This window comes from Anabaena azotica SJ-1 (genome assembly GCF_047275885.1).
GTDB classification, from domain to species: Bacteria; Cyanobacteriota; Cyanobacteriia; order Cyanobacteriales; family Nostocaceae; genus Trichormus_B; species Trichormus_B azotica_A.
In genome coordinates this window covers 4,119,618-4,144,819 of sequence record NZ_CP178454.1, presented here as the reverse complement: position 1 = coordinate 4,144,819, position 25,202 = coordinate 4,119,618, and the positions used below count along the sequence as shown (strand labels likewise).

At 39.2% G+C, this 25,202-nt stretch carries 23 protein-coding genes; 14 read left to right on the top strand and 9 right to left on the bottom strand.

From position 1 onward, the window contains the following. Window positions 1-155 precede the first annotated feature (155 nt). From ACLLO5_RS18170 to kdpA, 9 genes are all read right to left on the bottom strand, one after another. Window positions 156-1,127: a CobW family GTP-binding protein gene (locus tag ACLLO5_RS18170; RefSeq protein ID WP_413171884.1), complete on the bottom strand. Its 972-nt coding sequence runs from the start codon at window positions 1,125-1,127 to the stop codon at window positions 156-158. Window positions 1,128-1,179: 52 nt separating this feature from the next. Next, window positions 1,180-2,079 (bottom strand): alpha/beta fold hydrolase, encoded by a 900-nt coding sequence (locus ACLLO5_RS18165; RefSeq protein WP_413171883.1) that lies wholly within the window; start codon window positions 2,077-2,079, stop codon window positions 1,180-1,182. A gap of 165 nt (window positions 2,080-2,244) precedes the next feature. Beyond that, entirely contained in the window at window positions 2,245-3,348 is a 1,104-nt protein-coding gene (gene wecB / locus ACLLO5_RS18160; RefSeq protein WP_413171882.1) for a non-hydrolyzing UDP-N-acetylglucosamine 2-epimerase, read from the bottom strand. 174 nt (window positions 3,349-3,522) lie between these two features. Continuing rightward, window positions 3,523-3,894 carry a hypothetical protein gene (locus ACLLO5_RS18155; RefSeq protein ID WP_413171881.1) on the bottom strand — a complete coding sequence of 124 codons (372 nt, stop codon included), beginning with the start codon at window positions 3,892-3,894 and terminating at the stop codon, window positions 3,523-3,525. Between the two features lie 30 nt (window positions 3,895-3,924). Next, window positions 3,925-4,080 (bottom strand): hypothetical protein, encoded by a 156-nt coding sequence (locus tag ACLLO5_RS18150; protein ID WP_413171880.1) that lies wholly within the window; start codon window positions 4,078-4,080, stop codon window positions 3,925-3,927. A gap of 129 nt (window positions 4,081-4,209) precedes the next feature. After that, entirely contained in the window at window positions 4,210-4,836 is a 627-nt protein-coding gene (gene kdpC, locus ACLLO5_RS18145) for a K(+)-transporting ATPase subunit C (RefSeq protein WP_413171879.1), read from the bottom strand. Between the two features lies 1 nt (window position 4,837). Continuing rightward, complete coding sequence (gene kdpF, locus ACLLO5_RS18140; RefSeq protein WP_413171878.1) at window positions 4,838-5,068, bottom strand: K(+)-transporting ATPase subunit F; 231 nt, start codon at window positions 5,066-5,068, stop codon at window positions 4,838-4,840. 100 nt (window positions 5,069-5,168) lie between these two features. Continuing rightward, window positions 5,169-7,235, bottom strand: coding sequence for a potassium-transporting ATPase subunit KdpB (gene kdpB / locus ACLLO5_RS18135; RefSeq protein WP_413171877.1), 2,067 nt, complete (start codon window positions 7,233-7,235; stop codon window positions 5,169-5,171). Between the two features lie 54 nt (window positions 7,236-7,289). After that, the gene (gene kdpA / locus ACLLO5_RS18130) at window positions 7,290-8,975 is read right to left on the bottom strand and encodes a potassium-transporting ATPase subunit KdpA (protein WP_413171876.1); all 1,686 of its coding nucleotides are present in this window, start codon (window positions 8,973-8,975) and stop codon (window positions 7,290-7,292) included. A gap of 653 nt (window positions 8,976-9,628) precedes the next feature. On the opposite strand from kdpA, the gene ACLLO5_RS18125 reads away from it, so the two are divergent. The 14 genes from ACLLO5_RS18125 to ACLLO5_RS18060 all read left to right on the top strand — a co-directional run bounded on the left by ACLLO5_RS18125 (window position 9,629) and on the right by ACLLO5_RS18060 (window position 25,123). Further along, window positions 9,629-10,738: a sensor histidine kinase gene (locus ACLLO5_RS18125; RefSeq protein ID WP_413171875.1), complete on the top strand. Its 1,110-nt coding sequence runs from the start codon at window positions 9,629-9,631 to the stop codon at window positions 10,736-10,738. Window positions 10,739-10,747: 9 nt separating this feature from the next. After that, entirely contained in the window at window positions 10,748-11,410 is a 663-nt protein-coding gene (locus tag ACLLO5_RS18120; RefSeq protein ID WP_413171874.1) for a response regulator, read from the top strand. Window positions 11,411-11,723: 313 nt separating this feature from the next. Continuing rightward, on the top strand, window positions 11,724-13,001 hold the full coding sequence (locus tag ACLLO5_RS18115; protein ID WP_413171873.1) for a type IV pilus twitching motility protein PilT: 1,278 nt from the start codon (window positions 11,724-11,726) through the stop codon (window positions 12,999-13,001). A gap of 278 nt (window positions 13,002-13,279) precedes the next feature. Beyond that, entirely contained in the window at window positions 13,280-14,047 is a 768-nt protein-coding gene (locus ACLLO5_RS18110; protein ID WP_413171872.1) for a circadian clock KaiB family protein, read from the top strand. 161 nt (window positions 14,048-14,208) lie between these two features. Then, window positions 14,209-14,961 carry an MBL fold metallo-hydrolase gene (locus ACLLO5_RS18105; RefSeq protein WP_413171871.1) on the top strand — a complete coding sequence of 251 codons (753 nt, stop codon included), beginning with the start codon at window positions 14,209-14,211 and terminating at the stop codon, window positions 14,959-14,961. A 129-nt stretch (window positions 14,962-15,090) separates the two neighbouring features. Further along, window positions 15,091-16,677: a tetratricopeptide repeat protein gene (locus tag ACLLO5_RS18100; protein ID WP_413171870.1), complete on the top strand. Its 1,587-nt coding sequence runs from the start codon at window positions 15,091-15,093 to the stop codon at window positions 16,675-16,677. 44 nt (window positions 16,678-16,721) lie between these two features. Then, a complete protein-coding gene (locus ACLLO5_RS18095) occupies window positions 16,722-17,270 on the top strand; it encodes a hypothetical protein (RefSeq protein ID WP_413171869.1) in 549 nt (182 codons plus the stop codon). Window positions 17,271-17,335: 65 nt separating this feature from the next. Further along, a complete protein-coding gene (locus ACLLO5_RS18090) occupies window positions 17,336-18,106 on the top strand; it encodes a hypothetical protein (protein WP_413171868.1) in 771 nt (256 codons plus the stop codon). A gap of 798 nt (window positions 18,107-18,904) precedes the next feature. Beyond that, the gene (locus ACLLO5_RS18085) at window positions 18,905-20,713 is read left to right on the top strand and encodes a GMC family oxidoreductase (protein WP_413171867.1); all 1,809 of its coding nucleotides are present in this window, start codon (window positions 18,905-18,907) and stop codon (window positions 20,711-20,713) included. Between the two features lie 68 nt (window positions 20,714-20,781). After that, window positions 20,782-21,885 carry a ferritin-like domain-containing protein gene (locus ACLLO5_RS18080; RefSeq protein WP_413171866.1) on the top strand — a complete coding sequence of 368 codons (1,104 nt, stop codon included), beginning with the start codon at window positions 20,782-20,784 and terminating at the stop codon, window positions 21,883-21,885. A gap of 153 nt (window positions 21,886-22,038) precedes the next feature. Then, a complete protein-coding gene (locus ACLLO5_RS18075; RefSeq protein ID WP_413171865.1) occupies window positions 22,039-22,536 on the top strand; it encodes a hypothetical protein in 498 nt (165 codons plus the stop codon). Between the two features lie 32 nt (window positions 22,537-22,568). After that, window positions 22,569-23,315 (top strand): pentapeptide repeat-containing protein, encoded by a 747-nt coding sequence (locus ACLLO5_RS18070; protein ID WP_413171864.1) that lies wholly within the window; start codon window positions 22,569-22,571, stop codon window positions 23,313-23,315. A 118-nt stretch (window positions 23,316-23,433) separates the two neighbouring features. Beyond that, window positions 23,434-24,549 (top strand): myo-inosose-2 dehydratase, encoded by a 1,116-nt coding sequence (gene iolE / locus ACLLO5_RS18065; RefSeq protein WP_413171863.1) that lies wholly within the window; start codon window positions 23,434-23,436, stop codon window positions 24,547-24,549. 178 nt (window positions 24,550-24,727) lie between these two features. After that, window positions 24,728-25,123 carry a YybH family protein gene (locus tag ACLLO5_RS18060; protein ID WP_413171862.1) on the top strand — a complete coding sequence of 132 codons (396 nt, stop codon included), beginning with the start codon at window positions 24,728-24,730 and terminating at the stop codon, window positions 25,121-25,123. The last annotated feature ends 79 nt before the right edge of the window (window positions 25,124-25,202 follow it).

The window sequence follows — 25,202 nt, the reverse complement described above, 5'->3', positions numbered from 1 at the left end:
ACTCCAAGTCAAGAGAATAGAAGAATAAAGGATTTTTTAATCAACTTTGATGATTTTGATAGAATCTCAATTCTCTCTATTCTTCATGTCATCAGCATTCTGACTCCTGACTCCTAAATTCTTACTTGCATTTATTCTCCAATTCCCATGTCAATTTAGACAAAACAAGCCTGAAAATCCTGTTTTAATTTGGCTTCATCTAAATTACGACCAATGAAAACCAGTTCATTTTTCCTAGTTTCGTTAGCTTTCCAAGGTCTATCTGGTCTACCATCAAATATCATGTGTACTCCTTGGAAGACAAAGCGATCATCTTCTCCCGCAATATTTAAAATGCCTTTCATGCGGAAGATATCTACACCTTTGGTGCTAAGAAGTTCTGACATCCAAGCATTTAATTTTTGCCCATCTAATGCGCCTGTTTCTACTAAAGCTACAGAGTAGACGCTTTCATCGTGTACATGAGCATCTTCGCCTAAGAAATTTGGATCAATTTCTAAAGCCCGTTCTAAATCAAAGGCTTTGACTCCTAACAAAGCATCCATTCCTAATTCAGAGTTACGGGTGCGGTAAATTTTTGCCATTGCATTCATTGACCGAATCCGCTTTTCTAATTCTTCTAAATTCTCTGGAGTGACTAAATCTGTTTTATTTAATAAAATCACATCTGCAAAGGCAATTTGTTCTTGGGCTTCGTCTGCTTCCCAATGTTGCCAAATATGCTTGGCATCTACAACTGTAACTACCGCATCTAGTGATAGTTGGCTTTGCATATCTTCGTCCACAAAGAATGTCTGAATTACAGGTGCAGGATCAGCTAATCCTGTGGTTTCAATTACTAAATGGTCGAATTTATCTCGCCGTTTCATCAAATTACTAATGATGCGAATTAAGTCGCCACGCACTGTACAACAAATACAGCCGTTGTTCATTTCAAAAATTTCTTCATCTGCATCAATAACCAGTTGATTATCAATGCCTACTTCTCCAAATTCATTGACGATAACAGCAACTTTTTTACCGTGTTCGTAAGTGAGAATATGGTTGAGTAGGGTGGTTTTACCTGCGCCTAAATAGCCGGTTAAAACAGTTACGGGTACTGAGTTGGAAATTTCTGAAGCCATCATAATTCAAAGCAATTTTGATGATTTGTTGATAATCATTCTCTATTTAACACATTCAGGTTAAAAATGGTAGTATTGCTTCAAAAACAATTGCTGGGTATTCTTCATGCAGTCCCAATGAACCGGGAACGACAATGCTATTTATTCTTGGTAAAGCTGCTAAAGCGTCCATTTCTTGACGTGATTTCGGGGGGCTGGATGCGCCTATAACTGCCATGACTGGTATAGATAGGGCTTGTACTAAGGAGAGAAATTCAGATTGACTATGAATGGTATCAATGTTGCCGGTGACAAAGGCCGCAGACGCGAATCTGGCGTTTGGTTGTTGAGTGCTTTGCCATTTTTCGGTGATGAAGTCGGGTGTAAGTTTAGCGGTATCGGTAAAAACGTGGCGGCTATACATCCAACTTAGGAAGGATGGGGTGGTGTTGAGTTTATAAAGTGCTTGACCGAGTATAGGCGATCGCACTATCCCTCTCACCATAGCAGCTAGATTCGGATTTGCCCCCATTGTCGGCAGTGGTCCACGCCAAGTTGGTGCGATTAAAACAATATGTGAAAAAGCATCTGGTTGCTTAATCGCTAGTTTCAATACATAACCGGTAGCATGACCGGCTGCAACTACAATTATGGGGGCATTAAAAACAAATTCCACAAAATCCGCCAAAAATTGCTGATATATCGCTGGGTTATAATCTAGATTCAATCGGTCAGATTCTCCAAAACCCGGCCAATCTAAAGCGGTAACTTGAAAATGGGAAGCAAGTAATTTGGCGAGTTCTCCCACTTCCCCCCGTGTAGAAACGCTACTAAAAGCAGGAAGTAACAAAACTGGTGAACCTTCTCCTATGGTTTCATAAATCACCCGCAAAGGCTGATTTTGCCAAGACCACAAATATTCTTGAACTTCACCACCATAAGCACTAGTGGGTTTTGTTAATAAGTTGGTAGCCATGATGATTTCTTGATTTAATTCGTAATTCGTAATTACAGCAGGTAACAGGTGACAGATGGTAAATTGATTCTCCCCATCCTCCTCATCATCCCTATCCTCCCCATCATCCCCATCCTCCTCATCATCCCTATCCTCCCCATCATCCCTATCCTCCCCCAGTCTCCGTTACTGTAAATAATTTTTCACAATTTCCAAAATCCGTTCTGCTGCATGACCGTCACCAAAGGGGTTAATTGCATTAGCCATTGCTGTGTATGCTGCTGGGTTGCTGAGTAGTTCACTTGCAGCAGTAACAATACTCTCTGTTTGGGTTCCCACTAATTTAGCTGTACCTGCGCTGACGGCTTCTGGTCTTTCTGTGGTGTCTCTGAGAACGAGTACCGGTTTACCAAGACTGGGCGCTTCTTCTTGTAAGCCACCGGAGTCTGTTAATATTAGGTGCGATCGCCCAATTGCTCCCACTAATTCACCATAATCTAACGGTTCTGTCAAGAAAATTCGGGGATGATTACCCAATAATTGCTGCAATGGTTCTCTAACGGTGGGATTTTTGTGTAAAGGCAATAATAAAGCTGTATCAGGAAAGTGATCTAAAATCTGTAAAAATGATTGTGCGATCGCTTGTAATGGTTCACCCCAATTTTCCCGACGATGGACTGTAGCTAATATAGTCCTATATTCACCCCAGTTTAAACCCGGTATATCACAAGCTGGATTAGTTGCAGCCACATTCAACAGGGCATCAATCACCGTATTACCTGTCAAATGAATTTCTCCTAGCACCCCAGAAGCTTGCAAATTTTCCACCGCTAAAGAAGTGGGCGCAAAATGTAACTGCGTAATTTGGGAAATTAACCTTCTATTCGCTTCTTCAGGATAAGGATTAAACAAGTCATCAGTTCTTAAACCCGCTTCCACATGACCAACAGGGATTTTTTGGTAAAAAGCAGCCAAAGCCGCCGCAAAAGCCGTTGTCGTATCTCCCTGAACTATCACTAAATCTAGATTTTGTTCTATAAATAAAGCTTCTAAACCTTGTAAACTCCTACAGGTAATATCATTCAGAGATTGTTTTGGCTGCATAATCTCCAAATTCCAATCAGCTTGCAGGTGAAAAAGTTGCATCACCTGTGCAACCATCTCTCGATGTTGTCCCGTCAGAATCACCTGTAATTCAAAATCTGGAGAACTTTGGAAAACCTGAATTACCGATGCTAGTTTAATGGCCTCTGGACGAGTACCCAAAATAATGCCAACTTTTTTAGTCATTAGTTATTAGTTATTAGTCATTAGTCATTAGTTATTAGACATCAGACAACTGACAAGTGACAAGAATTAAAAATTAAAAATTAAAAATTAAAAAACTTCTTCCTGTTCCCTCAAACATTAAAAAACCCGGCTTCACCGGGCAGATGTACTGTTTGTCGAATTCAACAATGTTAATTATTTAAGTTCACAAGTTAAAGGACAAGCTGCGTAAACGGTGGTTTGAACTTTATCTTCTTCACCATGTAACCAGCTTAACCATTTCATTTCCTTGGGATGAACACCCTTAGCAGTTAGTACACCAGCCACTATTAATACTGCCATAACATTGAACATGATTAAACCACCTGCCACCAACAACACTGCACTTACAGGCATTACAGATTGCAGAACAATCGACAACAGGCATCCGGCCGTAGCCATTACAACAACTAATGGAAAACCGACAACCAACAGACATACTGCCAATGTGAAAGTCCAGATTAAAAAACTTTTAATCATCAGCAAGGAGTAGGTCTTACCTTGATTAGAGCTTTGAGCCGAAACCATGACTATTCCTCCCAATTTACACAGCAAAGTTTAAAGTTGAACTTCAGTTATGGCTCGTTGTTTACGAGTTAACTGTTTTGATTCAGTGAAATCCAGTATATAGAAAGCTGCGGGAAAGATGAGCATTTCTTTACTAAACTTTACACTTAATTTTTTGTAATTATGAATTTGAAGTGGAATAGGCATTTCAGGTCTATGACCTCTATAAGCATACGTCTTCAGGAATAGAACCTTATGGATAGTGAGCCAAAATCTGATCCCCAAAACCTAAGTCAGAGTTAGCTTAACATTTCTTATAAAAAAGAGGATCGCTTCTCATAATTCTCCCAAGACGCTCAAAACATGATCTAATGCTAAATTTAGCTTCAACACATTTACCCCTGGTTCACCAAACACACCCAAAAAACGGCCATCAGTATTTTGAGCAATTAAAGTTTCTAGTTGCTTGGCTTCAATTCCTCGCGCTTTTACTATTCGGGCAATTTGCAACTTCGCACTTTCGGGGGTAATGTGAGGGTCAAGACTCGAGCCAGAAGTGTAAACTAAATCCCCTGTAGGTTGGATATCTGCTGTTTGAAGTCGCTTGATTTCACCTCCAGTCCCGTTAATTCTTTCTAGCAAAACTGGATTACTGGGAGCTAAATTACTAGCACCAGATACACCAGTTTTTAAGATTCCAGCTTTATCATCTTTTGGGTTGGCTGTGCTGTAATTAGTGGTACTAGGACGATTCCAAAAATACTTTTCGCTAGTAAAAGGTTGTCCGATTAACGCTGAACCAATAATTACTCCTTGGGAATTTTTAATTAAGCTACCATTTACCTGATCAGAAAAAGCAATTTGTCCCGAAATCAACATAAACAGGGGATAGATAAAAGCTGTTAACACCCACAAAACTAAAGTGGAACGAATCGCATGACTAATTTGATATCTCTGGCTCATATTAAAATCTCTCTGGTTGAAAAATAACAACGAATAAATAAACACAAAGACTCAGGGTAATAATTCCTAACAAAGTGATTGTGTAAGCTGAAAAACGAGATTCTGCTGCTGGTGTCGCGGCTTGAACTGCTGGTGCTAGTAATAAGTTAAGGCAAAGCAGTAAAAACAAATTTAAAGGTATGCGATTTCGTTTATAACTGATAATTTTGATGAGTTCTGATAGTTGGTTCATAATTTAAGAGGGGAAGGAGTTTAAACGCAGCGAAAAGTTCCTCGAAGCCGGGTTTCCCGGCGTAGGAAACTTTTCAAGACAGAGGTACGCGGAGTTTTTATTAGGCTAGTCCTACGGAGGCAATTAAAACGTCAATAATTTTGATGGCAATAAAGGGAGCAATCACGCCACCTAATCCGTAAATAAATATGTTTCTTTGCAAAAGTTGGTCGGCTGTTAGAGGACGAAATTTAACTCCAGTTAATGCTAGGGGAATTAATGCGGGAATAATTAAGGCGTTGTAAATTAAAGCTGATAAAACTGCTGATTGGGTACTTACTAAACCCATGATATTTAAACCATCTAAACCTATACCTGGGAAGATGGCGGGAATAATTGCAAAGTATTTGGCGACATCATTAGCAATTGAAAAGGTTGTCAAAGCACCACGAGTAATTAGTAATTGTTTGCCAATAGTGACGATATCAATTAATTTGGTGGGATCAGAATCCAAGTCCACCATATTTGCAGCTTCCTTTGCTGCTTGTGTACCAGAATTCATTGCCACACCCACGTTTGCTTGAGCTAAAGCTGGTGCATCATTAGTACCATCTCCAGTCATGGCCACTAATTTGCCTTGAGCTTGTTCTTTACAAATTACTTCAATTTTATCCTCTGGAGTGGCTTCAGCTATAAAGTCATCAACACCAGCTTCTTGGGCAATTACTGAAGCAGTAAGACGGTTATCACCTGTCAGCATTACAGTTTTTATTCCCATTCTTCGCATTTGATCAAAACGTTCTTTAATCCCAGGTTTAATAATATCTTTGAGATAAATTACACCGTAAATTTCATTATTTTTACAAACAGCAAGTGGTGTTCCACCTAATTTAGAAACTCGCTCATAAGCTGCATCAAGTTCTGGTGTTATTTGTCCATTTCGGGAACGCACAAATCCTTTAATTGCATCTACAGACCCTTTGCGAATTTCTACCCCGTTGGGTAAATCAATTCCACTCATTCGCGTTTTTGCTGAAAATTCAATCCCTTCGGCAGTTTTGGGATTAAAATCTAATTTTGCTCCTAATGCTTCGGCTAATTTAACAATTGATTTTCCTTCTGGTGTTTCATCAAAAATACTTGAGGATAAGGAAATTTGGGCAACTTCATCGAGGGAATGACTTTTAACTGGAATAAATTCCTCTGCCATGCGGTTTCCTAACGTAATTGTTCCGGTTTTATCTAAAACCAAGGTGTTAATATCTCCACAGGCTTCTACAGCCCTTCCAGATGTGGCTATGACATTAAATTGAGAGACTCTATCCATTCCTGCAATGCCAATTGCACTTAATAATCCACCAATTGTGGTGGGAATTAATGCCACTAATAAGGCAATTAATACCGCAATACTTACAGGTGATTTAACATAAACTGACACTGTAGGTAGGGTCACAATTACCACTAAAAAAACTTGAGTTAGAACTGCTAAAAGTACAGTTAATGCAATTTCATTGGGGGTTTTAGTGCGAGAAGCGCCCTCTACTAAAGCAATCATGCGGTCAATAAAACCTTGACCTGGATCTGATGTCACCCTAATTGTTAATTCATCAGAATTAATCCGCGTTCCTCCTGTTACAGAACTAGCAATATCAGTCCCTGGTTGTTTCAAAACTGGTGCAGATTCTCCAGTAATAGCAGATTCATCAACAGCAGCCACCCCAGCAATTACTTCTCCGTCTGCGGGGATAATATCACCAGCAATAACTTTAATTTGATCACCACGACGCAAAGTAGTAGAATTAACATTTTGAATAGAACCGTCTGGAAGAAGTTTTCTCGCTGTAACATCAGATTTTGTTGCCCGTAATGAGTCAGCTTGAGCTTTTCCTCTTCCTTCAGCCACCGCTTCGGCAAAATTTGCAAATACAAGAGTAAAGAACAAAATGATCGTAATTAGACCGTTAAAAAGTCGTGGGTTATTACCAGGAATAACACCAAAGAGATTGGGGTCAACTGTTACTAAGGCTGTAATAATTGTACCGACCCATACTAAAAACATGACTGGATTTTTCAGCATATTGCGTGGGTCTAGTTTCACAAATGCTTGTTTAAATGCACGAGCATAAATTCCAGTTTTTTGAACTTTGGGTGTATGTTTACGTTCTTGTCGAAGTTTTGTATTTTTCATGGAGGTTCAGTTACTTTTTTAATTTTTAATTTTTAATTTTTAATTTTTAATTGTTTACCCTCCTTTGGCAATTAAAAACCATTCAGCAATTGGACCTAAGACTAATACAGGAAAGAAAGTCAGCGCCCCCAGAATTAAAATTACTCCTGCTGTCACTCCGGTAAATAAACGAGTGTCGGTTCTGAGAGTACCGGCGGTCATGGGAACTGGTTGTTTTCTGGAAATACCATCTGCTAATAACAATAAAGCGATGATAGGAATGTAACGACCGGCTAGAATGCTGACACTGGTGCTGAGATTCCACCACAGGGTATTATCTCCTAAACCTTCAAAGCCAGAACCGTTATTTGCAGCAGCAGAAGCATATTCATAAACTACTTGAGAAACGCCATGAAATCCTGGGTTACTAATACCTGAAAGAGTATCGGGAAAGGCAAAAACTATTGACCAAGGAATCAAAACTGCGAAGGGGTGAACTAATAAAACTACGCTGGAAAGAACTATTTCTTGTTTTTCAATTTTGCGTCCTAAAAATTCTGGTGTTCTTCCTACCATCAAACCAGTTACGAATACTGCCAAAATCAAGTAGATAAATAAATATGCTGTTCCTGTTCCCTGTCCTCCCCAAATAATTTGTAAAAACATATTTGAGAGTGTAGAAAATCCGCCAGGAGGCATAAATGAATCGTGCATTCCATTAACAGCGCCACACATTGTTGCTGTTGTCATTACTGCCCAAAGTGCTGTTTGCGCCCAACCAAATCTTACTTCTTTTCCTTCTAAATTTGGTTGCTGTGAACCTAACAGAGAATTAACAAGAGGATTTCCTTGATATTCACCAATTGCTGTTATTGCTACTAAGAAAATAAAGATGATAAATACCATCCAAAATACTAACCAAGCTTGTTTGATATTATTAGCAAATACTCCGTAGGTGTAAATTAAGGCTGAAGGGATAGAAATCATTGCCCAAGTTTCTAATAAATTAGAAAAACCGTTGGGATTTTCAAAGGGGTGGGCTGAGTTAACACCAAAAAAACCGCCGCCATTTTCACCAATTTGTTTGATTATCTCATAATGGGCAACTGGTCCGCGTGCGATCGCTTGTGTTGATCCTTCTAATGTCGTCGCTGTTGCTACTCCTGCAAGGGTTTCAGGTACACCAGCCATCATTAATAATAATCCCCCGACAATAGACATGGGTAGTAAAATCCGGGTAATTGATTTCGTTAAATCACTGTAAAAATTACCTACTCCTCTCCCAGTTAAACCGCGAATAAAGGCGATACCTACTGCTAAACCTGTTGCGGCTGAGGTAAACATTAAAAAACCTAAAGCAAAGGTTTGACTGGCATAACTAAAGGTTGTTTCACCAGCATAATGTTGTTGATCTGTGTTAGTTAAAAAAGATATGGTGGTGTGTAATGCCAAATCCCAACTTGGTGCTTTTAACTCTGTAGGATTGAGCGGTAAAAATCCTTGAGTTATCAAAATAAAAAATACTAAAATCCCCATGACAAGATTGCTATAAAGTACCGCTTTTGCATATTGCAAACCTGTCATTTTATCTTCGGGACGAACTCCAATTAAAACAAAAATTATTCTCTCTAAGGGATTTAACACAGAATCGAGCGGTGTTCTTTCTCCCAAAAAAACGTGAGCTATATATTTTCCTAAAACAGGAGTAGTTGCAATGACAATAATTAATGTTAACGCAATTTGTATCCATCCTTGTAACATGAATTATCAAAACTCCTTCTTCAATTATTTCTTTAAGTTCTTTAGAGGATGTTGGAAAACTTTTTGTGTGGTATCCAATACCTGTAGATCCCCATAAATCCCCCTTAAAAAGGGGGACTTTGATAGATTCTATTCATTCCCCCCTTATCAAGCTAGGGAGGATATGAGAGTTTTTGATACACCATAAGGGACTTTTCAAACACCCTCTTAGAATCAATTCACTGCTGAATACTTAATGTCTATCATTAATTATTATGGAAATAAAAACAAGGCATAGAAGGATATAAAAAACGTTTAATTTTTATATTCAGGTGTTTACTTAAAGATATATATCGGTGTTTAGTCCAGTTTAGAATAAATCTAAACGTTAGATATGATTTTCCCTAAACACTATATTTAATTAAACCATTCATCTAAACTTAATATAATCGCCTCGTCTACTTGGAAAACCATAGTTGTTTATTAATCGGGTTGTATTCCCCCAAATACTATACTCTTCACTGTTGCTTTTTGAAAAACTGAAACCCATGATATTTATTCTTCTCTGTTCCCTACATTTGCAAGTAATTATGGATTATTCCAAGCTGCACTATCAGCAACTCTAAGCGTATCTCTATGGTTTAAAATAGTAGTAATAAAAGGTGGCTTGATAAATGGAATATTTAAAAAACAAGTTCATAAATAATAACTTACAATTCAGTAAGGCATTGCTAGTTATAACTATATTTATAGTTCTAGGAGTTGTGGAATATTCCACCCCAACTGAGTATGTTTTTGGATATCTCTACAGTGGAGTAATTTTATTAGTTAATTTTTGGTTTGGAGGAATAGCAACCACAAGCGCAATATTTATTGCTGTTTGCCTAACCATGCTAAATGTGTGGATACCCGAAAGCGAATTAATTCGGGCTTCTACTATTGCTAATCGAGTAATTGCGGTAATGGCGTTGATAGTTACAGGATTCTTAAGTGAGCAACTGAGAAAATCTCAAAAAGCTATTACATTAACTCAAACTCAACTAGAAACCCAATCGCAATTAGTGAGATTAAGAGAAGATTTCGCTTCCACACTGACCCACGATTTAAAAACTCCACTTTTGGGGGCAATTGAAACTATTAAAGCCTTGCAACAAGAAAAATTTGGTGCAGTTTTACCAACCCAGCAGCAAGTTTTGGCAACAATGGCACGCAGTCATGAAACTTCTCTAGATTTATTAGAAACCTTGTTAGATGTCTATCGCAATGATACTGAAGGCTTAAAACTAAATTTAGAAGCAGTAGATTTAAGCATATTAGCAGAAGCAGCGACTGCTACACTGATTGAATTAGCAGCAAATCGTCGCATTCATCTATCATTAAACTATGGTAACTCTGATTGGAAGCGATCGCTCTGGGTTTACGGTGATACCTTGCAACTACAAAGAGTTTTTAACAATCTTCTCATTAATGCTATCAACCATTCTCGACGCGGTGATCATGTCGAAATTGTCTTAGAAACCCAAACCTCCTATCAAATCGTGAAAATTTTAGATACAGGTGCAGGTATCCAACCTGAACAATTTTCTCAGCTATTTGAACGATTTTACCAAGGAACTAGCGATCACGGTGGAATTTCCCAACGTCAAGCCAAAGGTTCTGGACTAGGACTTTACTTATCTCGACAAATTATTGAAGCTCATAATGGTATAATTTGGGCAGAAAACAGAGTTCCCAATGGTGCCATTTTTGGTTTCAAGCTCCCTGTTTTGCCATTTCAGTCTTAAACAGAAGAGATGTCTTCTAACACAATAAAAATTCTCCTAGTTGAGGATGATGAACTGTTCCGCTTGGGCTTGCGTGTGCGATTGCAGCAGGAAGCAGGTTTGGAAATTATCGCTGAAGCAGAAGATGGTGAAACAGCCATTGAGTTAGTCAACCAGTATGCTCTCGATGTCGTTATTTTAGATGTAGGATTACCAGGAATTGGAGGAATTGAAGCCTGTCAGCAAATTAAACAAAAATATCCCAATTTACCAGTTTTAATCCTCACTTCCCATTCCCAAAAATCCCTGATTACGCAGTTAATTGAAGTCGGCGCTCAAGGTTATTGTCTCAAAGGAGTGGCTGCTGAAAAATTGGTATTGGCTTTGTGTTCTGTTGCTGCTGGGGCATCTTGGTGGGATGAAACGGCAACCAAGGAAATTCGTTCGGCATTAGTAGATAATCATCACCAGATTGAATTAGAAAATAGCCCAAAACCCGCTAATAAACTAACACAGAGAGAGCAAGAAATTCTATCACTATTGGCAGCCGGAAAAACTAATCAAGAAATCGCCCTGGCACTTTATATTACACCGGGAACCGTGCGCGTTCACGTCCATGCTATTTTACAAAAACTAGAAGTTAGCGATCGCTCTCAGGCTGTTGTTGTCGCTTTACAAAAAAACTGGGTTTAAAGCCCCGTTCCGGTCTTCCCCCCTGCCCCTTTTCCTCTTCGTGACGGATATAGCGTTTCCCAGTCCGGTGAAGTACACACCAATTTATTTCCTGTTCCCTGTTCCCTGTTCCCTGTTCCCTGTTCCCTTTTTCGTAATATTAATACTAGACTAGCAGCAAATATTTAAGAGATAATACGGAAGATAAACTGGTGTAAAACAAGGTTATAGTGATTAAAGTATTTGGATATAATCAAGAGAATATTCTGGAATCATCAGCAAAAAAAGACACAGAAAGTCTATTTAATCTTTTACCTACCCAATTTGAAAATATATGACAGAATCACAAGGACGCAATATACCACCCGCCCCACCAGTACCACCACCAACATCTGCAACACCAAGACCGATACAAACAATGCAGATGCAAACAGAGATCAAAAGTAATCCCCCTGGGAGAAATGCACCACCACCACCACCATCTGCATCTCAACGTCCAGTGGCACCACCACCACCAATGCCACCTGCTCCCGCTACTCCAAAACAGCCTTCTGGACTGACCTTAGCCCAACTAATTCAAGAAGCTTTTGATCAAGGATATTCTGACGTTCACGTGGGTATAGGTGAAATACCACGCTTCCGTAACCGAGGAGAAATTCAGATGACGAATTATCCAGAGGTTGATAAACCAACTTTTATGAGTTGGTTACGGGAGATTATGACCGATGCAGAAATTCAACGCTTTCAAGACACCCTAGAATTTGATGGTGCAACTCAGTACGAATTTGCTCGTGTACGGATTAACGTTTTTGACTCCCTGCGAGGCTATGCAATGGTACTGCGGTTAATTCCGCTAAAAATATTGTCAATGGATCAGTTGAGATTACCGCCGGTCTTTCGGGAGATTTGCCATTATCACAAAGGTTTTATTTTGGTGACAGGCCCCACTGGTTCTGGTAAATCTACGACAATGGCTGCAATGGTTGACTACATCAATCGAGAGATGCCTAAGCACATTATCACCATTGAAGATCCAATTGAATTTGTTCACCAAAGTCGGAAATCTTTAGTCAAACAGAGGGAAGTAGGAATGCATACCCTCAAGTTCGATAACGCCTTAAAAGCAGCTTTGCGGGAAGATCCAGATTTGATTCTGGTGGGGGAAATGCGGGATAAAGAAACTGTGAATACTGCCTTAAAAGCGGCTCAAACTGGTCACTTGGTAATGGGAACACTGCACACTAATAGTGCGGTAAAAACTATTGAACGGATTCTCAATTTGTATTCAGGTGACGAACAAGATGCGATGCGGGTAGCTGTTTCCGAGTCTTTAGTGGCGATCATTGCTCAAGGTTTGTGCCGCACTACTGATGGTAAGCGGGCTGCATTCCACGATATTCTCATTAACACTGAAGCAGTCAAAGAATGGATTAAAGATGGTAAGTATGACGAAATTAGTGAATTGATGAAGCAAGCCGGTTTTGATGGCATGATTACCATGAATCAGTCATTATTCAATCTTTATCAAGAAGGTCGCATTACAGAAGAAACAGCTATAGAAATGTCACCAACTCCCAATGAAATGATGCAATTCCTCCGAGGTCGTGTTTAATGGTTCAGGAGGCAGGAGATAGGAGGCAGAAGGCAGGAGTAACCTCCGTTTAAAAACGTAGTATTAAAGCAAGGACGCTTTGTGTCTTGTGGCACTCTCACTCGATACAATTCTTTTTTTGAACTGGGCTTTAAACCCAGAACTAAAGTTGTTATTTATACTTGTTTCCTCCTGCCTCCTGCCCTCTGCCTCCTGCCTTCTTTGTAATGGGTAATTGGTAATGGGTAATTTGTTATTACCAGTTTCCAGTTACCATGCCTTCCAGTCCCGAAAATTCTATGACCAAGCTTACTACAGACAAACTATCTACACCCCAATTATTTAAAGGTATTGCTCTTTTTACACCTGGAGGAGATTTAATTTATTGTATTGATCCTAGTAAGCAGGGGCGATGGCATCTGCATCTGTGTGGGGCTTTACAGGAAATTCTGAATTTACCAGAACCGCCACATTTTTTAGTACCTTGTTATACCGCAACAATCGATCACTGGCTAAATCCACGCACACAGCAAGTACAAACTTTTGCGGAAGCTTATCCAGCAGTTATGCGTCATCAATCTGTGCTAAGGGCAATTTTTGGCACTGGGGAGCTAGTATGGCAAACAGCACCTTGGCAGGAAGATTTGTGCGATCGCATGGTATTAGGAACTTATCGTTCTTCTTTCCCCCAACTTTGGGAAGATCATGATTTAATTGTCCGCTTGGATCGTGCAGATACAGCCCCACAATACCAGCAACATCAACTCAATCCACAACAGGGCATACCTCATACTCCAGGCTATGTCTTACGTCTGTTTGTTGCCGGTCATAGCGTCGCTACAGAGCGCATTTTACAAAATTTACATGAATTATTAGAGCGATCGCTAAAATATCCCTATACCCTCAAAGTTATTGACGTTTTAACACACCCAGAACAAGCAGAAATCGATCAAGTTTCAGCAACTCCCACCCTAGTAAAAGTTTGGCCTCATCCCATTCGGCGCATTGTTGGCGATTTGGATAATGTCGATAAGCTTTTGCAAACACTGGGGGCAAAAGAAATATAATTAACCATTATAGCCGTATGTAGTTGAATGAGATACAAATTGAAACTTAAAAATCTACAGGATAAGGCTTTCCCTCCTGCCCTCTGCCCCCTGCCTCCTGCCTCTTGCTATAGTGAGCAGTAAATAACATCCCAAGCATTATTATTACTATCTTCAAAACTATGTACTTCACTTGGTTAGACAGCAATAGTTGGCTGATGGAAATTGGTAACCAGAGAATATTGGTTGATCCTTGGTTAGTTGATTCCTTAACATTTAATAACTTGGATTGGCTATTTAAAGGTTATCGACTTCAAGATCGGCCAATACCAGAAAATATAGATTTGATCTTGTTATCTCAGGGTTTAGAAGATCATGCCCATCCACCGACCCTAAAGCAACTTGACAAAAATATTCAAGTTGTCGCCTCTCCTAATGCAGCTAAAGTCGTAGAAAAATTAGGCTATAAAAATTTTATCACCCTCAATCATGGTGAAACTTTCACCTTAAATAATCAACTAGAAATTAAAGCTTTTCCAGGTTCTCCCATCGGACCTACCGTATTAGAAAATGCTTATCTCCTCAAAGAGTTGTCCAGTAATTTAACGTTATATTACGAACCACATGGTTATCATTCACCCCAACTGAAACAAGTTGCACCCATTAATGTAGTCATTACACCAATTGTTGATTTAGCCTTACCTTTGCTGGGATCAATTATCAAAGGCATGAATAGTGCCTTAGAAGTCGCCAAATGGGTGCAACCTCAAATCATTTTACCTACAGCTGCTGGGGGAGATATCTTATTTGAAGGACTTTTAAACAAATTTCTGCAAGCAAAAGGAAGTACAGAAGAATTTCAAGCCTTATTAGAGAAAAACAATTTAGCTACACGAGTAGTTGCACCCAAACCTGGTGAACAAATCGCTTTTTAGCTATTTTTCCCTTTTGCTTCTCATTTTTAAGTAGCGGTTTAGCAATGTGCTTTAACCCTACTTCTTTACTCAAACCAGATTTTTGATTAAAATGACTCCATCAAAAGACCGCAGAAATAAATATAATAAATGGATTGGATTACCTTACTGCGATCGCTACAAACCGACTTTCTTCAAAGATTCAAATCTGGTTGTCTACTTCACTGCCAAACACAAGGCCAACACAGTGAATTAACTATTATCTCTGGACAGAGATTAAAATCACTAAGGGAATTTTGCTGGTTAATGGCAGAAAAATATAAACGAACATCCCCAGTCCGTGACGTTTTTATTAATAACCTTAAAGGTAAACTAGGTGAAGAACTCGTCAAAGAACGTTTAGCTGACCTTATTACTGAAGTCGATTATGAAAAACGCATGGGTGGTGACGGGAAAAGTGATTTTACCTTCACCTCCAACCCCTCCATCGGAGTAGAAGTAAAATCTCGTCACGGTACAATTGATAAAGTTAGATGGTCAGTCAGTTCTGAAGAAGTCGAAAAAAATACCGTTATTGTTTGTGTCTTAATTCAAGAAGAAGTTAATGAAGCTCAATCTGAATATCATCTTTTTTTAGCTGGTTTTCTCCCCACCAAAATGATTAAATTAAAAACTGGCAGAATTTCTTTTGGAATCAATCAATTATTATATGGTGGTGGTTTATTATGCTATTTAGAACAATCACAAACTACTCCAAATAACACCCATCAACTAGTAGAATCATCTCTGGATAAATCTCATACAACTAATCTCACCCCAGAATCAGAACAAAATCAACAACCAAATCTAACTCTAGTTTATGAAAAATTAGGTGATAAATATTTGCAAAAACGTGAATATGCACCAGCAATTAACAATTATCATCAAGCATTGCAACATGAACCTGATAATGCCGATATTTATTATAAATTGGGAATATCTTATTATCAATTAGGTGATTATCAAAGAGCCATTACAAATTACAACCAAGTAATTACTATTAATATTAATTATGGCAAAGCTTATAATCAAAGGGGTCTAGCGCACTATCAACTAGGCCATTATCAAACCGCAATTGAAGATTATAGTCAAGCAATTAGAATTAATCCTGATATTGCCGTTAATTACAAAAATCGTGCTGACACTCGTTCGCGCATTGGAGATCATCAAGGAGCAATTGAAGATTATACTCAGGCAATTAAAATTAATCCGCATTATGCTATTACCCATAAAAACAAAGAACTTGCTCGTTATCTTACAGATGAACAGCAAAAATTAATTCCAGCCAGCCAGATTGCTCCTGATGATGCAATCGCTTACAAAAACAGGGGCAATACTCGGTTAGAACTAGGAGATTATGAAGCAGCAATTGCAGATTATAATCAGGCAATTCAAATCAACCCTAATTATGTCGATGCCTATTATCAACGAGGTAATACTCATTGTGATTTAGGTAACTATGAAGCAGCAATAGATGATTTTAACAAAGTAATTAAAATTAAATCTAATTACACAGATGCTTATTATAATCGTGGTAATGCTCGTTTAATTATAGGAGATAAACAGGGAGCAATTGATGATTTTCAGAAAGCCGCCCATTTATATTGGCAAGATGGACAACTAGAAGAACATAAAGATACACAAGCTAGAATTTTAGATTTAGAAATAGAAAAATCATTAGATATTTTAAATTTCTAAAAAATAGTAAAATTTATTATATTTAGTAAAACAGGTGTGAGAATATGATTATCAGATCAGAACACATTAGTGCTTTATTTGCGTTATCTTTACTCGTCAATATCGGCAGCTTTCATGATTTAGCGATAGCAGGTGTACCACAGCAGCATATTAATAGCCAAGCTTCGCAACCACACCCAGTTTTTAAGTCAATTCTGCCTAAATTAAAGAAAAACAGTCAAATAAAAATTTTATTACCAACGTATGTTCCTGAATCAGATGGCGAAAACCCACTTTACGCCATTCTCGAAACCAGCACCAAAAATAAGTACGATATCTTATTAGGATTTAGCCCAGATTGTAGTGGGGGTACAGCTTGCCGTCTTGGTATAATTAGTGCTGAAGCTATCAATAGCAAGACATCCAAACTTACTGGTAAAGCCGTATCTTTAGCTAAAGGTATCACTGGCTATTTTGTAGATGCTAAATGTGGTGCTAATTGTTCTGATGCTACCTTAACCTGGCGACAAAAAGGTGTTCAGTATACCATTGGTTTAAAAGCAGGTAAGCAGACTGATTTAGTAAAAATGGCCAAGTCAGTAATTAAAGCATAGTCATAAAATTGACATTGCACAGAAAATAGGAATTCCTGTAAACCACTGATGGAAATTGTCATCACATGCGTAATTCAATAATTTCTAGCCGTCAAGTCATCAAGTATCTAAAATTTCCAGCTTTAGCAGTAATTTTAGGGGCTAATTTAGCAATTACAACTTTAGTATCTCCTAAAGTTTTAGCCCAAAATGCTTCAGCCTCTTTTTCAGGAAGCTCTGTAACATTTACTTGCAATGATAGTGAAGCCACAATTAAAGCTAAAAACGGGCCAAAGGCAGTATTTGGGACAACAACTATCTATATTGGTTATCAACAAGTATCATCTGTTAATAAAGATCCGCGCATCATCCGGTTTGATAATGGTGTAAAAAAATGGTGTCGCAGCGACTACGAAACAACCGGTGACGACGGTACAGGATATGGATTGCTTTGGAATGGAAGCGGCGTTTTATATGGCGTTTTTACCTCTACAGGTTCCCAGACTGGTAATGATTTCCGGCGCTTTGCTACTGGCCGTTGGCTACCTAGCTATGGTAGTGGAGGCGTTGCAAAAGTAGCAGTTATAGCCAGTATCAACCCAACTAATGGGAATGTAAACTATGCTACGTTTGTCAGTGCGAGAAAATTGAGCGATGGGAAAACTAACTCTTTAGTAGTCAAGGGATTATCCTGGAATGGAACAACTTTGACTTTAGAAGCTGATTCTTGGTCAAGTCCCCGTCGTGCTGATACAACTTCCATGACTTGTACTGGTTCATCACCTTTTAAATACACAGCAGTATTCACTGGTGATTTAATCAAAGTTAATTCCGCTACAGCAGATACTTGTACTTAAAAAGAGGATGTAATAGCTAGAATTAGGTATTTAGATCGAGAAATATAATCCCACACTGAGGCAAGCATAAAGTGTGGGCTTCTAATTCAATCCAGCTATTGCTTATTAAGTAATAAGCTTAGTTTTGACTCTACAAAATGCCCTTTCTCACAGTTGAATTTTATAAACAAACAGTAAAATTACTTATTGGTAACGTATTTATTTATTTTGTATTTTGTTATATAGTTATCAATTTTCCTGCCAACTTAACTTACAAGAAATGGTAAATCAGATGTTGTTTGCCCAACTCAAACCCTGAGGTTCTACCGAAATACAGGTATTTTTGAGCCTCCAAATGCCATAGCAACTGATTGGATTTAAAAAGATTGAACCTCTGATTTGGAAGAGGTTATAGCTCTACTCAGTAACGATCACGTGGTATTACATAATAATATAAGTACATCTACCCTGAAAATCAATCAGTATTATTTCTAGTAGACAGAGACTGACAAAATCTGTAAATTCAGAAATTGAAAAGTGAAATCGTCTTGATTCTGACAACATACATTTGCTTTCTTAAGTAAGTGGAATTACAGCTAGTATCCTAGTATGTTAATAAACTTGACGATACCTATACTTGATGGACATTCATTGCAAAAGTTGCTGTTAACCCTATATAGAAGACATCAGTTAGAGTTCACTCACTCAGATCAATGAGGGAGCATTCAATAATGAGACTGCTGAAGCAAAACTCCTCTCATTACCAGGAGATGTTGCTAAATACACTCATGTCAAAAAGTAGCTTTTAAGGAGTAACCAATGAGTCAACCTCAGACATTTGTTACAAATGTCGATTATCAGACTGTCTCTAAAACAACTTATGATGTGGTCATCGTAGGTGCAGGGGTAGCTGGAGCTATTGTTGCCAAAGAATTGAGTCAACAAGGAAAGACAGTATTAATCCTGGAAGCAGGAAAAAGTAAGGATTTCACCCTTGCAGGATTTCAAAGCTATGTTGATACCTTTTACAGTGCAGTTGCCAAGGATGCAAACTCCCCATATCCCAAAAATCCTAATGCACTAAGTCCCAATGATATTGGAGATTATTTTGTAGAAAGAGGTCCGATGACACTTGGGGGTTCTTATACAAGAGTTCCCGGTGGGACGACTATGCACTGGGAAGCAAAAACTCCACGGATGTTACCAGACGATTTCAAGTTATGGACTCTCTATGGACAAGGTCTGGACTGGCCAATTAGCTATGACGATCTGATGCCCTACTACCGCAAAGCGGAACACGAAATTGGAGTTTGTGGGGACACAGAAGAGCAAAAAAAACTAGGTGTCAAATTTGAAGAGGGCTATGTTTTCCCCATGGAAAAGCTGCCCCCCTCTTACTTGGATAAGAGAGTCATTGAGAAAGTTAGTGGGACTAAAGTTAACCTCTATGACGAGACCCTGGAATTAAGCTTTGCTACTTTTCCTCAAGGTCGTAATGGTGTACCCAACCCTAAATACGATAATGGTAACGGCTTTGTTCCTGACGGAGTTGCCAGTACCCATCCTATTCAGTATGGGGAACGTTGCCAAGGGAACGCCAACTGTGTTCCCATTTGTCCAGTGCAAGCAAAGTATGATGCTCGCCGCACCTTAGTTAAAGCTCTCCATACAGGTCGGGTTCATATACTTTCCCAAGCAGTTGCTGACCGGGTAGAAATTGCAGAAAATAGTCGTGTCAGTGCCATTCACTTCAAGCGTTATGAAAAACCTGATTGTGCTGAATACACTACAGGCACCGCCAAGGGAAAATTATTTGTTTTAGCGGCTAATGCAGTGGAAAACGCTCGGCTGATGCTCGCTTCTGAATTGCCTAGCACCAGTGATATGATGGGTCGCCATTTAATGGATCACCCCTTCATGTTAGCTTGGGCTTTGATGCCTGAAGTGACTGGAACTATGCGAGGTCCGCTGGTTACATCAGGAATCGGAACATTTCGTAACGGTAAATTTCGTAAGAAACAATCTGCCTTCGCGGTAGATATTCACAATGATGGTTGGGGATGGGCAACAGGATCACCTTATAGTGAAGTCTTGGATGCAGTTGATAGTAAAAACAAATATGGCGAAGAATTGCGCCAAACATTGATTAGTCGGATTTCACGACAACTGTTGTTGGCTTTCATGTGCGAATTGCCTCCTGATGCCAATAACCGAGTCACTATTGATCCGAAGTACAAGGATCAACTGGGTAATTATCGTCCCATCATTAACTTTAACCTACCTGACTACGCGCTCAGAACCCTGGCCTACACAAGAAAACTCTCTCGTGTGATCTTCCAGCGTTTGGGAGCAGAAGATTATACCCATTACGATTCTTCAGACCCTGCCTATTTTGAATTTGAGGGTGAAGGTTACTTCTACCGGGGTGGAAACCACTTTTCAGGAACTCATATCATGGGAACAACGAAAACCAACTCAGTTGTTGATAGACATCTGCGTTCTTGGGATCATGAGAATCTCTACCTACTGGGTGCGGGAAGTATGCCAACCATTGGTAGTTCAAATACAACTTTGACAATTGCTGCACTGAGTTTTGTTGCTGCCGAAGATATGCTCAAAAAGTTGTGAAATCCGAGGATTTCTAACCAAGCTATTACCCCTGAGAGAATCGAGAACACATTGTCAGTAGACGTATTATGACTACGGAAAATATTTTAACGCTGATTACAACGGTAGAGGAATTGCGTTACTATCTGGTTCAAGCAATGAAGCTAGAACACGCAACTATTCCCCCTTACCTTACTGCTCTTTACTCCCTCAAACCTGGAACTAATTTAGAGGCTTTCCATATTATCCGGCAGGTTGCTGTAGAAGAAATGCTACACCTAACCCTCGTAGCCAATGTTCTGAATGCGGTGGGAGGAGATCTTGAAAACACTCTGACGGCAGATGATTTTGTTCCCAGATATCCTGCGTTTCTACCAACAGGAGCGACAGATTTTCAAGTACCTTTAAGCAAGTTTTCCCAGGAGACTGTAGCGATTTTTCGTCAAATTGAACGGTCTAAAGAAGTTCCCGCCAATACTCCATTGGTTAAGTCTCGCTCTTTCCAAAAAGTTGAACAAGTGGTGCTGTCTATTCTGGGACTTGATCGATCCTATACTTTCGAGACCATTGGCTTATTCTATGCAGAGATCATTCGTGGTTTGAATGCTTTGTATAAAGAAATGGGTGATGCTCTATTCTGCGGTGATCCCAAGCGACAAATTACCCCAGAATACTACTATAGTGGTGGCGGAGACATCATCCCTGTTACCGATCTGCGTTCAGCAATACGGGCTTTAAGAGTGATTCAAGAGCAGGGTGAGGGGTCAAGAGTCGCAACCATCTATGATGCAGAACGAGAACTAGCCCATGATTTTCGTTTTGAGCAATTAGCAATAGGGCAATACTATGTAGTAGATAAGGATGATCCTGTCAAATCCGATCAACCCCATCATCCTACAGGTGAAAAATTTACCGTAGATTGGGATGCTGTTTATCCTATTAAGGACAATGCACAACTGAGCGATTATCCCGAAGGATCAGAATTGCGTACAGCAGCCTTGAAATTTCAAACCGCCTATAAAGATTTTTTAGGCGATCTTGAAAATGCTTTTAATGGACATCCTGAAAATTTGATCCCTGCGGTTGGGACAATGTTCCGTCTCAAAGAATATGTTAATCAGTTAGTTCGTAATCCTATTCCTGGTATGAATGGGGTTCATGCCGCTCCTGTTTTCCCACAACCACGAATATAACCCAAAATTTAGGACATCACAAATAAAAAGTGATCGGCTCAAAGCAGCACTTTGCGATCGCTCATCCATAGCCAGATTTTTGCTATTGACCCTTAGTGCCATCAGACTTACAACCTTCTTACCAATCTATATTTTTGTGGAGGTAAACAATTAATGGATATTAATGCAGCTGAGTATAGGGAGTATTTTCTCGATATCTCAGTGGCCTTAACTGGTTTCTCTCGGTTTCATCTACAGGGAACCGGACAAGCAACTCTTTACTTTGACACCATTCGGGACATCATTGGTGGAAATATGTTTGGAGAACTGTTAGAAACCTTTCATCGCCTCGATGTAAAAGCCAAAACCTACAATGACGAGTCCATCATCACTAACGGACTGCGGATTGAAATTTTGGGGTCCCAAAAACTAGGTGCGATCGCCCGCAACATTATCAAGCTTTGGTATGTGGCTACCTGGTATCAACTACCCCAAGATTGGCGAGATACCTTTGGAACTAAACCAAACGATAAAACCTTTATTCCCAGTCCCCAAGCCTATCCAGAAGGACTCCTCTGGCCAACGATTGGTGTTAACCCACCAGGCGCTAAAGGTCTTGGCTATGCAACTTGGAGTGAAGACCCTTCAGTCAAACTCGCTAAAAGCTCATAGCAATTCTGAATAGGGGGTAAATACAGTTAACTATGTTTACCTCCATCTTGAAAAAAAGAGATTCTTCGGTACTCACACAATTGCCAACATTCACAATTTTAAGGATGAACATGAATCTGACATCTTGGTTGCGTAGACTTTCTACCATTACCTTCTCTGTGATCTTGGGCTTAACGATCTTTAGTTTGCCCGCTCACGCTTTTATCAACACAGATTACCAAAAGTTGCTGGTAACAAATGCCTGTAATAACTGCGATCTATCGGGAGCAGATCTATCGAATAGAGATTTATATGGCAGCGCACTCAATGGGGCAAATCTATCCAAAGCAAATCTATCCGGTGCCCTACTTAATGATGCCAAGCTTCAAGGAGCCAATCTAACGGAAGCCAATCTATCAGAAGGTATTCTGATGGGTACTACCTTGACGGAAGCAATCCTAACAGGGGCTAATCTTGCTAATGCAGATTTGTATAATGCCCTGATTAATAAAGCAAAGTTAAACAACGCGAATTTAACTAATGCTGATCTAACATCAGCAATTATATCTGATGCAGATTTGTCCAATGCTGTGGCCAAAAATGCACAGCTTAGAGGAGCAGTTCTTTCTCGATCCAATTTATCGAGTGCAGATTTTTCTAGTAGCTTCATGAGAAATTCCAGGTTATCAGATGCCACTCTTCAGGGAGCAAAGTTCTTTAATGCGGATCTTTCTAATTCTCTCATGCCTAACAGCACTACTTATAACGGAAATGTCACCCAATTTGGGGCTTATCAGTAAGACCTGAAACTCTTTTCATTGTCATGATTAGCAATGGGTTTTATTTACTCTTTACTCATTGCTAATTATTTGAGAGTCCTACTTTTATAACAGATCAAAGATTAGGAATCACTAAGTCATGTTTGCAAACAATGAGCGCAAGATGAACAACTCTGCAATTTTCCAGAAAATTAGATATATTGGTCGCTTATCAGTGCTGTTAGTTGCCCTTCTCCTCATAGGCATAACTAGCGTAACGCCTCCCGCCACTGCTGCTACAATTGGAAAAAATTCAGTCTTGGTGTCTCTGGTTCCTCCTACCAACAAACCCGCAATCTTAGACCCTACATTCGATCGCACAAAAGTCAATTTAGGCATTACTCCCACAGGTTGGAGTAATAGTGATGATCTGACTATTGACCTCGATCCTCCTATCCCTTTCCAGCAGATTCTCAGTGAAATGGCGCTTTCTGGTTTTGAAGGTACCCAAAATGCACCTAAATTTCCAAAAGCAATCAAAGATTTAAAAAGAGAGTTAAAACTTCGTAACTTGAGAATTTCTGAACCTTGGGTGGGAACTGAGTTTACTATAGGAAAAGCCCAAGAAACTCGTGATGAATTCGACAAACAAGTAGACTTCATGAAGAAGATGAATGGCAACACCATAGTGGTAGCCGAATTAGGTGGTGCTGTTCATCAAAAGAAATGCGTAGACCCATTAGTTAACAGACCACGTTTTAATGACCAACAATGGTCTGATTTATTAACCGGACTAAATGAACTCGGTGCAAAGGCCAATGCCAACGGTATGCAGTTAGTTTATCACCCCCACATTGGTACAGGTGTGGAAAACTTTGAAGATATTGATCGCCTGATGAAAGGTACTGACCCTGACAAAGTTAAGCTACTACTCGATACTGGTCATTTGTACTATGCAGGAGTTGATCCTCTAGCAGTAACTAAAAAATATGCTAATCGGATCAAACACGTTCACCTGAAAAATATTCGTCAATCAGTTTTAGACGAATCCATAAAAACTGGTCGTAGCTTTTTAGATTCCATTCGAGAAGGAATATTTACTGTTCCAGGAGATGCCGCTGGTGCAGTTAAGTTTCAGCCAATATTACAAGAACTTGCTAAAGCTAACTATCAGGGATGGCTCATGGTGGAAGCAGAACAAGATCCTAATAAAGCTGAACCTTTAACTTATGCATTAATGGCTCGTAAATACCTGCAAAAACAAATTGGTTTTTAGTCTCTTTGAGATTATAAATACTGAGATTTAAACAGGGAGTAGATAGGAGTTAAGATTTTGAAAATGTCTGTAATTCTTAACTCTTTACTCCCTAATTCATCAAGTAACTTTTGGAAAGTATGTCAGTAAACAAGTTTTTACCAGGCATATATACCATTAAACACACAGGAGTTTGAACATGATATCAGCAGATAAAGAAGAGATTAGAATGATATTTGAAGAAGTCTATCCCAACAATGTTAGGGAAAGAAATCTAGAACTTTACGGACAAATGTACACCTCAGATGCACTTTGGATGCCTCCAAATGCTCCTGATCGGTGCGGAATTCCTGATATCTTGGAAGGATTTGCGCTAACCATCGCAGATAAATATATAGATCCAACTTTTACTGCTGAAGAAATCAAGGTCATTGACGATATTGGTTATGTGATAGGAATTTCTATCGCTAACATTTGCCCGATGGATGGCAGTCCATCTACACAAGCTCATTATCGGGCTTTATGGGTAATGAAGAAAGAGTATGGATGCTGGAAGATTGATCGCCAAATTTGGAATAATAAGCCCTTGAATTAATCACCAAATTGGGAATTTAAACCCATTGTAAAGTTATCAGTTTCTGAAAAATTATCATCCCCAAAGGATAAATTACAAC

What these genes read in the sequence shown, in the direction of transcription:
- ACLLO5_RS18105 (WP_413171871.1), top strand. Translation starts at nt 14,209, where the DNA reads ATGTACTTCACTTGGTTAGACAGCAATAGTTGGCTGATGGAAATTGGT.
- ACLLO5_RS18090 (WP_413171868.1), top strand. Translation starts at nt 17,336, where the DNA reads ATGCGTAATTCAATAATTTCTAGCCGTCAAGTCATCAAGTATCTAAAA.
- ACLLO5_RS18165 (WP_413171883.1), bottom strand. Translation starts at nt 2,079, where the DNA reads ATGGCTACCAACTTATTAACAAAACCCACTAGTGCTTATGGTGGTGAA.
- ACLLO5_RS18110 (WP_413171872.1), top strand. Translation starts at nt 13,280, where the DNA reads ATGACCAAGCTTACTACAGACAAACTATCTACACCCCAATTATTTAAA.
- ACLLO5_RS18155 (WP_413171881.1), bottom strand. Translation starts at nt 3,894, where the DNA reads ATGGTTTCGGCTCAAAGCTCTAATCAAGGTAAGACCTACTCCTTGCTG.
- ACLLO5_RS18085 (WP_413171867.1), top strand. Translation starts at nt 18,905, where the DNA reads ATGAGTCAACCTCAGACATTTGTTACAAATGTCGATTATCAGACTGTC.
- ACLLO5_RS18125 (WP_413171875.1), top strand. Translation starts at nt 9,629, where the DNA reads ATGGAATATTTAAAAAACAAGTTCATAAATAATAACTTACAATTCAGT.
- ACLLO5_RS18080 (WP_413171866.1), top strand. Translation starts at nt 20,782, where the DNA reads ATGACTACGGAAAATATTTTAACGCTGATTACAACGGTAGAGGAATTG.
- kdpB (WP_413171877.1), bottom strand. Translation starts at nt 7,235, where the DNA reads ATGAAAAATACAAAACTTCGACAAGAACGTAAACATACACCCAAAGTT.
- kdpC (WP_413171879.1), bottom strand. Translation starts at nt 4,836, where the DNA reads ATGAGCCAGAGATATCAAATTAGTCATGCGATTCGTTCCACTTTAGTT.
- kdpF (WP_413171878.1), bottom strand. Translation starts at nt 5,068, where the DNA reads ATGAACCAACTATCAGAACTCATCAAAATTATCAGTTATAAACGAAAT.
- ACLLO5_RS18060 (WP_413171862.1), top strand. Translation starts at nt 24,728, where the DNA reads ATGATATCAGCAGATAAAGAAGAGATTAGAATGATATTTGAAGAAGTC.
- kdpA (WP_413171876.1), bottom strand. Translation starts at nt 8,975, where the DNA reads ATGTTACAAGGATGGATACAAATTGCGTTAACATTAATTATTGTCATT.
- ACLLO5_RS18075 (WP_413171865.1), top strand. Translation starts at nt 22,039, where the DNA reads ATGGATATTAATGCAGCTGAGTATAGGGAGTATTTTCTCGATATCTCA.
- ACLLO5_RS18150 (WP_413171880.1), bottom strand. Translation starts at nt 4,080, where the DNA reads ATGCCTATTCCACTTCAAATTCATAATTACAAAAAATTAAGTGTAAAG.
- ACLLO5_RS18070 (WP_413171864.1), top strand. Translation starts at nt 22,569, where the DNA reads ATGTTTACCTCCATCTTGAAAAAAAGAGATTCTTCGGTACTCACACAA.
- ACLLO5_RS18170 (WP_413171884.1), bottom strand. Translation starts at nt 1,127, where the DNA reads ATGATGGCTTCAGAAATTTCCAACTCAGTACCCGTAACTGTTTTAACC.
- ACLLO5_RS18095 (WP_413171869.1), top strand. Translation starts at nt 16,722, where the DNA reads ATGATTATCAGATCAGAACACATTAGTGCTTTATTTGCGTTATCTTTA.
- ACLLO5_RS18120 (WP_413171874.1), top strand. Translation starts at nt 10,748, where the DNA reads ATGTCTTCTAACACAATAAAAATTCTCCTAGTTGAGGATGATGAACTG.
- iolE (WP_413171863.1), top strand. Translation starts at nt 23,434, where the DNA reads ATGTTTGCAAACAATGAGCGCAAGATGAACAACTCTGCAATTTTCCAG.
- wecB (WP_413171882.1), bottom strand. Translation starts at nt 3,348, where the DNA reads ATGACTAAAAAAGTTGGCATTATTTTGGGTACTCGTCCAGAGGCCATT.
- ACLLO5_RS18115 (WP_413171873.1), top strand. Translation starts at nt 11,724, where the DNA reads ATGACAGAATCACAAGGACGCAATATACCACCCGCCCCACCAGTACCA.
- ACLLO5_RS18100 (WP_413171870.1), top strand. Translation starts at nt 15,091, where the DNA reads ATGGATTGGATTACCTTACTGCGATCGCTACAAACCGACTTTCTTCAA.